At 27.2% G+C, this 13,607-nt stretch carries 14 protein-coding genes; 13 read left to right on the top strand and 1 reads right to left on the bottom strand.

Annotation, left to right across the window (positions count from 1 at the left end; translation table 11 throughout):
* Nucleotides 1-29: 29 nt before the first annotated feature.
* The 13 genes from NSA50_RS13180 (at nucleotide 30) to NSA50_RS13120 (ending at nucleotide 12,283) form a co-directional block, all read left to right on the top strand.
* The gene (locus tag NSA50_RS13180) at nucleotides 30-278 is read left to right on the top strand and encodes a pro-sigmaK processing inhibitor BofA family protein (protein ID WP_195266708.1); all 249 of its coding nucleotides are present in this window, start codon (nucleotides 30-32) and stop codon (nucleotides 276-278) included.
* A 296-nt stretch (nucleotides 279-574) separates the two neighbouring features.
* Nucleotides 575-760: a hypothetical protein gene (locus tag NSA50_RS13175; protein WP_195266709.1), complete on the top strand. Its 186-nt coding sequence runs from the start codon at nucleotides 575-577 to the stop codon at nucleotides 758-760.
* Nucleotides 761-1,207: a large-conductance mechanosensitive channel protein MscL gene (gene mscL, locus NSA50_RS13170; protein WP_257445702.1), complete on the top strand. Its 447-nt coding sequence runs from the start codon at nucleotides 761-763 to the stop codon at nucleotides 1,205-1,207. It abuts the gene before it with no gap.
* A 288-nt stretch (nucleotides 1,208-1,495) separates the two neighbouring features.
* Nucleotides 1,496-2,572 carry a pyridoxal-phosphate-dependent aminotransferase family protein gene (locus tag NSA50_RS13165; protein WP_195266713.1) on the top strand — a complete coding sequence of 359 codons (1,077 nt, stop codon included), beginning with the start codon at nucleotides 1,496-1,498 and terminating at the stop codon, nucleotides 2,570-2,572.
* A 188-nt stretch (nucleotides 2,573-2,760) separates the two neighbouring features.
* Entirely contained in the window at nucleotides 2,761-3,666 is a 906-nt protein-coding gene (locus tag NSA50_RS13160) for a D-2-hydroxyacid dehydrogenase (RefSeq protein WP_257429735.1), read from the top strand.
* Between the two features lie 24 nt (nucleotides 3,667-3,690).
* Nucleotides 3,691-4,926, top strand: coding sequence for a DUF1015 domain-containing protein (locus NSA50_RS13155; protein WP_195266717.1), 1,236 nt, complete (start codon nucleotides 3,691-3,693; stop codon nucleotides 4,924-4,926).
* Between the two features lie 518 nt (nucleotides 4,927-5,444).
* On the top strand, nucleotides 5,445-5,999 hold the full coding sequence (locus NSA50_RS13150) for a rubrerythrin family protein (RefSeq protein ID WP_195266719.1): 555 nt from the start codon (nucleotides 5,445-5,447) through the stop codon (nucleotides 5,997-5,999).
* Between the two features lie 261 nt (nucleotides 6,000-6,260).
* Nucleotides 6,261-6,680 carry a hemerythrin domain-containing protein gene (locus NSA50_RS13145; protein WP_195266721.1) on the top strand — a complete coding sequence of 140 codons (420 nt, stop codon included), beginning with the start codon at nucleotides 6,261-6,263 and terminating at the stop codon, nucleotides 6,678-6,680.
* A 101-nt stretch (nucleotides 6,681-6,781) separates the two neighbouring features.
* Nucleotides 6,782-7,288, top strand: coding sequence for a COG2426 family protein (locus tag NSA50_RS13140; protein ID WP_195266722.1), 507 nt, complete (start codon nucleotides 6,782-6,784; stop codon nucleotides 7,286-7,288).
* A gap of 223 nt (nucleotides 7,289-7,511) precedes the next feature.
* Nucleotides 7,512-9,035: a glycan biosynthesis hexose transferase WsfD gene (gene wsfD / locus NSA50_RS13135; protein ID WP_257445699.1), complete on the top strand. Its 1,524-nt coding sequence runs from the start codon at nucleotides 7,512-7,514 to the stop codon at nucleotides 9,033-9,035.
* Between the two features lie 2 nt (nucleotides 9,036-9,037).
* On the top strand, nucleotides 9,038-10,885 hold the full coding sequence (locus tag NSA50_RS13130; protein ID WP_257445697.1) for an LTA synthase family protein: 1,848 nt from the start codon (nucleotides 9,038-9,040) through the stop codon (nucleotides 10,883-10,885).
* Between the two features lie 24 nt (nucleotides 10,886-10,909).
* On the top strand, nucleotides 10,910-11,875 hold the full coding sequence (locus NSA50_RS13125) for a glycosyltransferase family 2 protein (protein ID WP_195266725.1): 966 nt from the start codon (nucleotides 10,910-10,912) through the stop codon (nucleotides 11,873-11,875).
* Nucleotides 11,876-11,878: 3 nt separating this feature from the next.
* A complete protein-coding gene (locus NSA50_RS13120; protein ID WP_195266726.1) occupies nucleotides 11,879-12,283 on the top strand; it encodes a GtrA family protein in 405 nt (134 codons plus the stop codon).
* 240 nt (nucleotides 12,284-12,523) lie between these two features.
* On the opposite strand, the gene NSA50_RS13115 is transcribed toward NSA50_RS13120, so the two are convergent.
* A complete protein-coding gene (locus tag NSA50_RS13115; protein ID WP_257445694.1) occupies nucleotides 12,524-13,216 on the bottom strand; it encodes a 5'-methylthioadenosine/adenosylhomocysteine nucleosidase in 693 nt (230 codons plus the stop codon).
* Nucleotides 13,217-13,607: the final 391 nt, after the last annotated feature.

Below are 13,607 nucleotides of genomic sequence, written 5' to 3'. Positions count from 1 at the left end.
ATACATAATATTAATCGGAGGGGATTTATATGGATTTAAATATGATTTTATATGGATTAATAGGACTAGTTCTATTGTATTTATTAATAAAATTTTTAAAATGGCCATTAAAAATTTTAATAAATGGTATTATAGGAATAGTTTTATTATACCTAACAAATATTTTAGGTTCTTACTTCGGGTTTTCAATAGGAATAAATGCAATAACAGCATTAATAGCAGGATTCTTAGGAGTTCCTGGTGTTATATTTTTAGTAATATTTCAACTGTTTTTATAAATTTTTATAAAAATGAAAGAGATTCAGTTTTAATTGAATCTCTTTTATTTTAATGAGAGAGGGAACTTATAGTTCCCAAAAGTTTATATAGATGGGAGTTAGAAGTTTTTTCAGTCTATTATGAGTGAAAAGCCTCTTATGAGATCAGTATATGTAGATTGTAAAAAATGGTTACTATAATTTATAAATGAAAGAGTATCATTTTTCATTATTTTAATTTACAAAACATTACTAAGTTTATATATTGACTCATGTGATAAAATAAATATAAATTAAATTTAAGGGGGAACATTATTATGCCAGCAGGTAATGGAATAAATTGCAACTATTGTCCAGAGTATAAAAAAAGTTGTAATGGTGATGATAAAGGGTGTCTATGTTATAAGTGTCCTAGGCATTTGGGACAATGTATGTGTGTAAAGTATTGCAGAGAAACAGAGTCTATTCTAACGTTTGATGAACATTATGAAAGGATTGATTAGATGAAGGAAAAAGGAAAGAAGTTTATAAGTGAATTTAAAGACTTTGCAATGAAAGGAAATGTGTTAGATCTAGCAATTGGGGTAATTATAGGGGGAGCTTTTAATAAAATAGTTTCATCCTTAGTTAAGGACATTATAATGCCACCAATAGGAGTTTTAACAGGTGGAGTTAATTTCTCGGATCTTTCATATGTATTAAAACCAGCAATAGAAGGTGTAAGTGATGCAGTCACATTAAATTATGGGTTATTTATTCAAAACATAGTTGATTTTTTAATCATAGCACTGTCTATATTTATATTTATAAAAATAGTTAATAAATTAAATGGTAAAAAAGAAGAGGAAGCCAAAAAGGAAGAAGAAAAGAAAAAGTTAACAGTAGAACAAGAACTGTTAACAGAAATAAGAAATTTATTAAAGAATAAGCAAGAGGCTTCTGAAGAATAGTTAGTACATAGTATAAATAATAGATATAAATATATTTAGGATTAAAGGCTACAGCTTTTTTATAATATAAAAGGAGCTGTAGCTTTATTTTATATTTAAATTAGTATTCAAACATAGTACAAGAGCATAAGATGATAATAGAAATTATTATTTTAGTAATAAAACGATACTTTTAATAATATTATATTGAAAGAATCGAAAAAAGGTTGTTAAATGTGTAAAAAAGTAGTAAAATTAACAATAATTAAACAAGCAATAAAAATGAAGATTATATGGGGGAGAGGTACGATGCATAAAAAACTATTTATTCCTGGACCAGTTGAGGTAAGACCAGATGTTTTAGAACAGATGGCAAATCCTATGATTGGGCATAGAAGCAAAGAGGCTTCAGAACTTCAAAGAAGGATTAGCAACAACTTAAGAAAGTTATTTTTTACAGAAAGTGAAATATTACTTTCAACTACATCAGGTAGTGGACTTATGGAAGGTGCTATAAGATCCTGTACAGCAAAAAGAGCTGCTGTATTTTCCGTTGGGGCATTCGGAAAGAGATGGTATGAGATGGCAATTTCAAATAACGTTCCTGCTGACTTATTTGAAGTAGAAATGGGAAATGCTATTAAGCCTGAAATGGTTGATGAAGCATTGGCAACAGGTAAGTATGATTTAGTAGCAGTTACTCATAATGAGACATCTACTGGAGTAATGAATCCAATTGAAAAGATTGGAGAAGTTATAAAAAGATATCCAGATGTTGTTTTTATAGTAGATACAGTAAGTTCTGCTGCAGGAACAAAGATAGAGGTTGATAAATGGGGAATAGACATTTGTTTAACTTCAACACAAAAAGCAATAGGATTGCCACCAGGCATGGCAATATGTACTTTTTCAAATAAAGCAAAGGAAAGAGCAGAAAAGGTGCCTAATAGGGGATTTTATCTAGATTTATTATCTTTATATAAATATATTCAAAAGAAGGATTATCAATATCCTTCAACACCATCAATATCTCATATGTATGCGCTAGATTATCAACTAGACTATATACTAAACAAAGAAGGTCTAGAAAATAGATTTGCAAGACATATAGAAATGGCTAAAGTTGTTAGAGCATGGGCAAGAAAATATTTTGAGATTTTCCCAGATGAAAACTATTTGTCTAATACTTTAACAACAGTTAAAAATAATAGGGGAATAGATGTGTCTGCATTAAATAAGGAACTAGGAAAGAGAGGATTCCAAATATCAAATGGATATGGAAGCCTAAAAGATAAGACATTTAGAATAGCTCACATGGCGGATTGCCAAATGGAAGATGTAAATGAGCTTTTAAGTAATATAAATGATATTTTAGGGTTAGAGTAATAATAAATTGCAGAGCAATTTACTAATGAAAAATTGAAAAGTGAAAGAATTGGGGTTGCTTTGCTATGCAAAGCTTAAGGGACATAGGGGCGAATCATTTTATATTCAAAAATCCTTAAAGGATTTTATCTTAACTTGTTCATTCTTTCATTTTTTCACTTTTTCACTATTAAATAGGGGGCGTAGAAATGTATAAAATATTAGTAAGTGATGGTTTGCAAGAAAATGCAATTAATAAATTATTAGAATTAGGATTTCAGGTTGTGGATGAACATTATGATAAAGAATTTTTAGGAGAGAAACTTAAAGATTTTGATGCTTTAGTAGTAAGATCTGCAACAAAAGTAACTAAGGATGTATTAGAACAAGCTGCAGGTGGGAAATTAAAACTTATAATAAGAGCTGGGGTTGGGATAGATAATATAGATCTAAACACAGCTTATGAAAAGGGAATAACAGTTAAAAATACTCCAAATGCAAGTTCAGATTCAGTTGCTGAGTTAGCGTTAGCTCACATGTTTGCAGTAGCAAGATTTGTTGGAACTTCAAATTACACTATGAGAAATGGTGAATGGAATAAGAAGAAATATGAAGGAATTGAGCTTGGAGGAAAAACATTAGGAATAATAGGGATGGGAAGAATAGGTAAGTCACTTGCTAACAAAGCAAAAGCATTAGGAATGAATATAGTATATAATGATGTATTTGGCAAGCAAGATGATATAAATTATGAATTTCTAGAGTTAAATGACTTACTTAAAAAATCAGATTTTATTTCATTACATGTTCCTTATGATAAAGAAAATGGATCTTTAATTAAAAAAGAAGAGTTAGATATTATGAAAGATGGAGCTTATATAATAAATTGTGCAAGAGGAAAAGTTGTAGATGAAAAAGCTCTATTAGAGGCATTAGATAGCGGAAAAATTGCAGGAGCAGGGATAGACGTATTTGCAGTAGAACCAAATACAAATGAAGCATTAGTTAATCATCCAAGAGTTAGCTGTACTCCACATATTGGTGCATCAACAATAGAAGCACAAGAAAGAATTGGAGAAGAGGTAGTCTCAGTTATAAGGGTTTTTTTTAACTAGGCTATAGATTTAGGAGGAATTTTAATGGCAGTAATGAGGCCTTTTATGGGTATAAGACCTATAAGAGAATTAGCAGATAAAATAGCAGCACTTCCTTATGATGTAATGGATAGTGATGAAGCTAGAGAAATGGTAAAAGATAATCCATATTCATTCTTGCATGTAGATAAGGCAGAAGTTGACTTGCCAAGTGATATAGATGTATATGATGATAGGGTTTATGAAAAAGCAAAAGAAAATTTAGATGAAATGATTGAAAAGGGATATTATATAGAAGATAAAAAGCCTAACTTTTATATTTATAGGCAAGTTATGAATGGAAGAAGTCAAGTTGGTCTTGTTGGCTGTGCTTCAATAGATGATTATACTAATAATATAATTAAGAAGCATGAGTTAACACGAGAAGATAAGGAAATAGATAGAATTAATCATGTTTATAAATGCGAGGCACATACAGGTCCTATTTTCTTAACTTATAGAGAAAATAAAAATATTTCAAATATAATAAACGAATGGGTGAAAAAAGCACCTATTTATGATTTTAAATCAGAAGATGGAATATCACATACTGTATGGATTATAGATGATGAAAGTACAGTAAATAAAATAAGTGAATTATTTAAATCAGTAAAATACTTATATATTGCTGATGGACATCATAGATCAGCATCAGCAGTAAAAGTTGGGCATATAAAGAGGGCAGAAACAGAAAATTATACTGGAGAGGAAGAATTTAATTATTTCCTATCAATTTCCTATCCAGATAGCGAGTTAGAGGTATTGGATTATAATAGAACTGTTAAAGACTTAAATGGACTTTCAAAAGAAGAGTTTTTAAATAAGATAAGTGAAAAGTTTATAGTTACTAAAAGTAATGAACAAGTTAAACCGAAAGAAAAACATACTTTTGGAATGTATCTAGAAAAACAATGGTATTTACTTGAAGCTAGGAATGGAATATTTAATCCAAATGACCCAGTAGATCGATTAGATGTATCAATACTTCAAAATAATCTTTTAAAACCAATACTAGGAATAGATGATCCAAGGAAGTCTAAGAGAATTAAGTTTGTTGGAGGTATTAGAGGGTTAAAAGAACTTGAAAGAAGAGCTGATACAGATATGAAAGTTAGTTTTTCTATGTATCCCACAACTACTGATGATATTATGGATATAGCAGATAGCGGAAAAATAATGCCGCCAAAATCAACATGGTTTGAGCCAAAACCTAGAAGTGGACTTTTTATTCATAAGTTCTAGGAGCTACTAAAATGAAATGGTGAGAAAATAATAAAAGGTTATTGTTTTAAATTAAGAAATTAGTTAAAGAATAAGATAAAAGAGTTATTAGAATTAGATGGCATAAAGTACTAAAATAGATAATGCCTAAACTTATAACTCTTTTTTTATTTATGCTGAAATATAAAAATATAATCATATAAATCCTTTATAATCATCTGAGATTTTAAAAGTAGATTTATTTTGTGCTTTCATGGCATATAAAGTTTATGATGATTTTAGAGAAGTATGGAGTAATTAAACTTAAATATCTTTATTTTTATATGATTTATACTTAAATAAATAATTTTAAAATATATTATACTTCGCTAATAATTTCTATAAATTTACGGGGATGGTAGTAGGTTGTTTATATAATGTATAACTATATAAAGTAATACATTAAATATTATCTAGAGAGAATTCTATAAATAATGAATTATTATTCTCATATTTGGAATAATAATAATGTTATTTAGTTGAAGGGATGTGTTTAAATTATGTCAGTAAAAAATGCAATGACAGTAGATTTTTTAAGTTCAGCATATGGTGGAGAAAGTATGGCTCATATGCGTTATACTATTTGGGGGGATTCAGCTGAGAAGGATGGTTATCCAAATATAGCAAGACTTTTTAGAGGAATTGCCTATGCAGAATGGTGCCATGCTAAGAATCATTTTAATGTATTAAATGAACAAGTTGGAGATAAAACAGTTGCTGCTGGAGCTGTATTTGGCCATACAAATATAGTTGAAAACCTACAAGGTGCAATCGATGGTGAATTACATGAAATAGATCAAATGTATCCTGTTTATTTAGAAACAGCAAAGTTTCAAAATGAAACTGATGCTCAAAGATCTTTTCATTATGCTTTAGAAGCAGAAAAAATCCACGCGAAGATGTTTAAAGATGCTCAAGATATGGCTAAGCAACAAAAAGATATAAGCGATGAAACTATCTATGTATGTCCGGTTTGTGGATTCACTGAAATTGGAGATAATGTAGAAAACTGCCCAGTTTGTGGTGCAAAAAAAGATATATTCAAATCTTTCTAATATAAAAATTATTTTAAATAAATATATAGTAAATAGAAACATATGCATCTTATTTGTATATGTTTTTATTTATATATCTATTTATATATCTATTTATATATGGATGGGTTATAAAGGACTTATTCTATTATCAATTTTTTATTATTAGGTTGTTTTTCATAATAAGTAAAATTGTGACTCTAATCACATAAAATACAATGAAATTGATTTATAATTTAGCTAAGTTAAAAATACATGAAATTAAAGATAGGAGTTACGTATATGAATATAGATAATCTAGAAAGACAACATTTAGAGATAAATAAATTATTTAAAAAAATTAATAGTACTTTGAATTTAAGAAATATTGAAGATAGTTTAGATGAATTAGTTTGGGATATAAATACACTTGCTGGAAAACTAAATATTCATATGAAAACAGAGGACAAGTTTTTATATCCAGAATTAATCAACAGTAATGATAGTAATTTAAGAAATATATCTAAGGAATATAGTGATGAAATGGGAAATATTCATGTAATATTTACGGAGTTCAAAAATCAATTTAATACTAAAAATAAGATATTAAATGATAAAGATAAGTTTTTAATAGAAAGTAAAAAGGTATTAAGACTATTAGAAAATAGAATAGATAAAGAAGATAAGAACTTATATCCAAAGCTTAAGAATTTAAAAAAATAAGGACTTGAATACTATGGGTTTATTATGTAATCTTATATATATGCAAATAATTACATTTTAATAAATAAGATTTAAAGAAAATATAGTATAAGGAGCATATTATGACAGATTCATTAATTAATTGGTTTACTAACACATTAAGTTTTATGCCGAAGGAAGCTGTAGCATTTATAATATCAATGGTACCAATTTTGGAGTTAAGAGGTGGTTTAGTTGCAGCTTCATTATTAGGGATAGGAGTATTTAAGGCTATAGTTTTATGTGTTATAGGAAATGTAGTTCCTATACCATTTATTCTATTCTTCATTACACCAGTATTTAATTGGATGAAAAAGACTAAGTTATTTAGACCTTTAGTTGAAAAATTAGAAGAAAAATCAATGTCGAAAAGCGATCAGATTCAAAAGTATGAATTTTGGGGGCTTGCATTATTTGTAGGAATACCTCTACCAGGAACTGGTGCGTGGACGGGCGCACTAATAGCAGCATTATTAGGAATTGATATTAAAAAAGCATCTCTATCAATTTTTATAGGAATAATGATAGCAACAATAATAATGACTTTTATATCCTATGGAATTCCATTTGCTATTAGAGCAATGGCTTAAACATAATGAATAAATAATTATAATCACAAATAAGATATTAACTTACATAACATAAATATAGTAAGTTAATATTTTTTTTATGGCATTAAGATTTGTTTTAATATAAAAATCATAAAATATATTAAAATTTACTATATGAGTTAAAAATAAAAAAATATATAAAATATAGTAATAATAGTGATATAATATAATAAATGTAATTTATTGGTGGGGGGACAAATCGATGAAAATACAAAAAAGTATTCAAAATAAGTATACAAAATATATATTAGGTATATTTGCTATCTTATCAATTGGAATAATATCTTATATACTATTCAAATATCCTCAGATGGGAGTAGCGGATCAAGGAGATTTTGATAGAGTTATGAGTTCTTCAGGATTATCACTTCTAGATTCGGATAAAGGAAATCCTGATTTTAAAAGATTCTATCAGTATATAGTTACTGATTATAAGATAAATATAAATGCCAATACCATATTAGTGGGGATAGTTAGTTCTAGTTTGGGGTATCTAATTATTTTTATAAATTTTATTTGTAAGATAGTAGGACAAGGAGTTTTTAGAACTCAGTATCTTGCAATTGCATATGCAATAATTTATATATCCTCAATAGCACTTATATTAAAGAATTTTAATATAAAAAGTAACTTTAAGTTGAGTATTATAGCTTTATTAAGTGCTTTTGTCTTCATGGATGGAAATTATATAGTTTGGTTTAATAGTTTATATGGGGAGCCAATGATGCTAAGTACATTATTGTTATTTTTAGCAGCATTTTTATACTATATTAGATGTAAGTATAGTGAAAAGGATGATAAAAAAATAGGATTTAAAATCTTTCTTTTATATATTTCAGCATTTATGTTCTTAGGATCTAAGATGCAAGTATTAACTACATTACCATTTATAATAATTCTTTTAGCTAAAGTACTTTGGGATAATAGAAAAGTTTTAGAACCTAAAAAATTAAAATGGTTAATGGTGTTTTTAATTATAATAATAATCTATCCAATTCAAATAAATATTGTAAATAAAAATATTAGTAAGGATACTCAGTATAATTCTGTTTTTTATGGAGTTCTTAATGGATCAAAAACTCCACAGCAAGATTTAATTGATTTAGGACTTAATCCAGATATGGCTTGTGAGGCAGGAAAACATGCTTATTTAGATGCTAGTGAATATGTAAAATATGTTCCTAGAACTCCAATTACTGAAGAAGAGTTTTATAGTAAGATAAGTAACGGGAAACTAGCCAAATTCTATTTAACTCACCCAAAAAGATTGATAGAAGGAATGGAGTATACTGCTGGGAAGGCCTTTTTTACAAGTACATCTTTAGGAAAAGGATATAGATATGACAGCGAAGAACCAATTGTAAAACTTAATAGATTTACAACTTGGTCTGATTTTAGAGAAGATAAGTTACCAAAAAAATTATGGTTTATAATAAGTGTTTTTATAGCTATATTTATAGTGTCAATAATTAATTTCTTAAGAAATAAGTCTAATGAAGAGATAAAAAATAAGATAGTACTATTATGGGGATTAATGTTAATAGGAGCAATACAATTTCCTATGCCCTATGTAGGTAATGGGCAGGCAGATACTGCAAAACAATTGTATTTGTTTAACTTTGTATTTGATGTTCTATTGTTTATATGCCTAGTTTATATTTTATTTAAGCTCATGGATTTTATTAAGAAGAAAGTATTTTTAAACAATAGGATTGGAGCAAATTAAATATGGATATAAGCAAAATAAAGAATAGAATCTTTGAATACATTCGTGGGCATAATATAAAATTATCATTTTCTAAGATAAGTAAGTTTAGATTTGCAACAATTATAGATATGCTAATTAAGTCACTTTTGTTTATGGCTTTAATAGAAGTAAGTTCTGCAGATGTAATTAAAATCAATAATATAAGTTTTAAATTCATTTTTGTCTATTTAGCTTTTATCTTATTGTTTTATTCATTTGGATATTTATTTAAAGGGAATAAACAACTCATTTATTATATTTTCATTAATATATCATATAGCTTCTTATTAATTATGGACTTATGGTACTTTAGAGTAAATAGAGACTTTCTAGGATTAAAAAATATGTTTTATATAGGTACATTTAATCCTGTAGGAGAATCTCTATATCAATTTAGAGCTATAGATTTATTATTTATAGTAGATATTGTTTTTATAATTATTTATGCAATCATTAAAAAAACAATAGGTAATGATAGTAGAAGAGTAAGAAAATTTTTATTAACCAATAGTTATGCAATTATTACATTAGTAATATCATTTTTCTTAATAGATATTTTAAGCCTTGGAGGATGGGAAAATAGAATCCTTACAAAAAGATGGAGTACATTAATGTCTGCAAGAGCATCAGGTCCTATAGGATACCATCTTATAGAATCTTATAGAACTCTATCTAAAGTATTGAATCCATTATCAATAGATGAGAAGACAGAGATAGAAAGTTGGATATCAGATAATAAGGAGGAGTTACAGCCAAATGAATATAAGGGAAGTGAAAAAGGAAAGAATGTAATTTTTATTCAAGTTGAGTCCTTAGAAAATTTTGTGATAAATAAGAGTGTAAATGGAAAAGAAATATCACCTTTTTTAAATAAGCTTTCAAGAGAAGGATTATATTTTTCTAATATATATGAACAAAATAATGCTGGAAACAGCATTGATTGTGACTTTATGGTTAATACATCAATTTATCCATTGGGAGACAAGATAACAGCATTAAATTATGGTGAAGATACATATAGTAATTCATTGCCTAGAATATTAGAAGGAGAAGGATATAATACAATATCATCTCATGCCGAGGAAATAGGAGAATTTAATTGGACTGAAATTCATAAGAATAGCTTTGGAGTTAAAAACCTATGGGATATCGGTGATTACATATATGAAGAAACTGTAGGATATGGATTATCTGATAGAAGTTTTTTAACTCAAGTATCAAATAAGTTGGAGAATGTAGATAGACCGTTTTTCTTCCAATCGCCAACCTTATCTAATCATGGACCGTTTAATATTGATAAAAAGTATAGACAGTTAGATTTACCTAAAGAGATAGATGAGAGTTACCTTGGGGGTTATTTTGAAAGTGTACTTTACACGGATAAACAAATAGAGAACTTCTTTAATGAATTAGATAAAAAGGGAATTTTAGATAATACGATGGTTGTAATATATGGGGATCATGCTGGTGTCCATAAATATTATAACGATGATATAAAAGATTTAGATTATGATGGAAATTGGTGGAAGGAGTATGATAATAGAATACCACTAATTATGTATTCAAAGGACATGAAGCCTAATGTTATAAAGGTAAGTGGTGGACAAGTCGATATTCCAACAACCGTTTTATATTTACTTGGAGTGGATGATAGTAAGTACATAAATTATTCTATGGGAAGAATTTTATTAAATACTAATAGAGATGCAACAATTATAAAGGGTAATGAGATTAAGGGTAATGTGAAAAGTAACGAAGAGAAGGAACACTTATTAAAATCTTATGAAATAGGGGAAAAAATTATCAAGAATAATTACTTTGGGAGATAGTAAGAACTTTATGGAGGGTTAGTAATGAATGAAATTTTATTTTTAGTAGTTCCTTGTTACAATGAAGAGGCTGTTTTACAGGAAACTGCAAAAAGGTTATCAGATAAGCTTAAGAGTATGATTAATAGTAATTTAGTATCTGGAGATAGTAAAATATTATTTGTAAATGATGGTTCAAAGGATAAAACATGGACTATAATTAATGATCTTTATAGGGAAGATACCATATTCAGTGGAGTAAATTTATCAAGAAATAAGGGGCATCAAAATGCCTTATTAGCTGGACTTATGACAGCTAAAGAATATGCAGATATAGTAATATCGTTAGATGCAGATTTACAAGATGATATAGAAGTAATAGATAAATTTGTAGAGGAATATTATAAGGGGAATGACGTAGTATATGGTGTAAGGTCTTCTAGAAATACAGATACTTTTTTCAAAAGAACAACAGCTCTTGGGTTTTATAAATTTATGAGTGGTCTTGGAGTTGAAGTAATTTATAATCATGCTGATTATAGATTAATGAGTAGGGTTGCTTTAGAGGTGTTAAGTGAATTTAAGGAAGTAAACTTATTTTTAAGGGGAATAGTTCCTTTAATAGGATATAAGTATGCGGTAGTAGAATATGAAAGACATGAAAGATTTGCAGGAGAATCAAAATATCCTTTTAAAAAGATGCTTGCATTTGCTTGGGATGGAATAACTTCATTTAGTATTAAACCAATAAGAATAATTACAGGCTTAGGATTTTCAATATCTGCACTAAGCTTTATAGCTTTAATATACTCTTTAATAGTTAAATTTTTCGGAAATACCCAAGATGGATGGACATCATTAACGATTTCAATTTGGATGATTGGTGGAATACAATTACTATCACTTGGCGTAATTGGCGAATATATAGGTAAAATATACAATGAAACTAAGCAAAGACCAAGATTTATTATAGCAAATAAGATTATAAATACTGAAGAAAGAGTTAGATAGTTTATGGAATATTTAATTAACAAATTTAAGAATATATTTTTTTCGAAAGAATTTATAATTTTTGTTATTATTGGAGTAATTAATACCTTTAATGGAGTTATCTTTTCTTATATATATTCAAATTTTTTCAATGAAAATATAGCGTTTATATGTGGATATATTTCAGGATTAATAATTTCATATATATTAAATAGTTACGTAACATTTAAAGAAAAATTAAACTTTAATAAATTTATTAAGTTTACTATATCATATATACCTAATTTCATAATTCAAAATATAATAGTTTTAATAGTATTTAATATTATGGGTATATATAAGTTAATTGCATATGGATTAGCAGCCATTATTGGTGTACCAATAACATTTATATTTATGAAATTTTTCGCATTTAATAATAAAAACTAGAAGAAAAGTTATTACATTCAGTATGAATAGGTAAAATAATATGGTGTTGCGACTTGGAGCGAAGTGACTGAAAAATGAAAGAAAATAATATATTATAACTATATAAAAAATTATAATACTACATTTGTATAATTCAAAAGAATGAGGAATTATTACATTTAGTTTCTAGGTTAAAAATGTAATATTGCGTTGACTTGAAGCGAAGCGATGGAATAAGCAATATTACATTTTTTAACCTTTTTAAAGGTTTTGAATCATTTTTCTTAGTATTTTAGTTGAATTTCTAACTGCTATAGGAATAAACTTTTCATAATCCATATGAGCTCCATTATTAGCATTATCAGAGATTGATCTAATAACAACACATGGAATATTATTTAAATAGCATACATGAGCAATACTCGCACCTTCCATTTCACAAGATATTGCATTAAACTCTTTTTCAAACCATTGGATTTTTTCAACACTTGATATAAATTGATCTCCAGATACTATTCTACCAGAAAAGGTGTTGATTTCTTTAATTTCTTCACATGCAGCTAAAGCAGCTTTAACTAATTTATCATCACATTTGAAAGAAAAAGTATCTAATCTTGGAATTTGACCATGAGGATTGCCAAATACAGTTGTATCCATATCGTGTTGAACTAAATCTGTTCCAACGACAACATCTCCAGGATAAATGTCTTTACCGATTCCACCTGCAACTCCAACATTTATTACAGAAGATACTCCATATTCAGATATTAATATTTGAGTACAAATAGCAGCATTTACTTTACCAATACCGCAAACAACTGCAATTATATTTTTATCGCCTAGAGTCCCTTTATAAAAAGTCATATTTGCTTTCTTAGTTTCTTTTTCAATAGACATATCCTTTAGAAGTAATTCTAATTCTTCTGCCATTGCACTTATAATTCCTAAAATCATAATTATCCTCCTTGAAATATATTTTGTAAACAAAATGGTCAATAATGGAAGAGTGAATAATGAAAAAGTGAAGGAGAAAATCCTTATAGGATTTTTGAATAAAAAGTGCTTTATGCCTACAGTTTAGTTTTACGTAGAAAAACATCCTAAACTTTTTACTTCTTCAATATTAACTTTTCACTATTAAATTGATTTGCAATTTATAACTTATATTATCATATAATAAAACTTGTTTAAATAAAACAAATAGTTTTATTATTAATAATTATGTTGAGCTATATTATTTTTATTATATGGAAAATAATATTATTGTATATAAATAAATAATAGTCTAAAATAAGATATAAATTAAAATTATTCTTTTGTGAAATTATACATAAGATATAAAAAG

It is taken from the genome of Clostridium mucosae (assembly GCF_024622765.1).
Classification (GTDB): Bacteria; Bacillota; Clostridia; order Clostridiales; family Clostridiaceae; genus Clostridium.
Note: the sequence above shows the minus strand (reverse complement) of the source record. Positions and strands in the feature narration are given on the sequence as shown.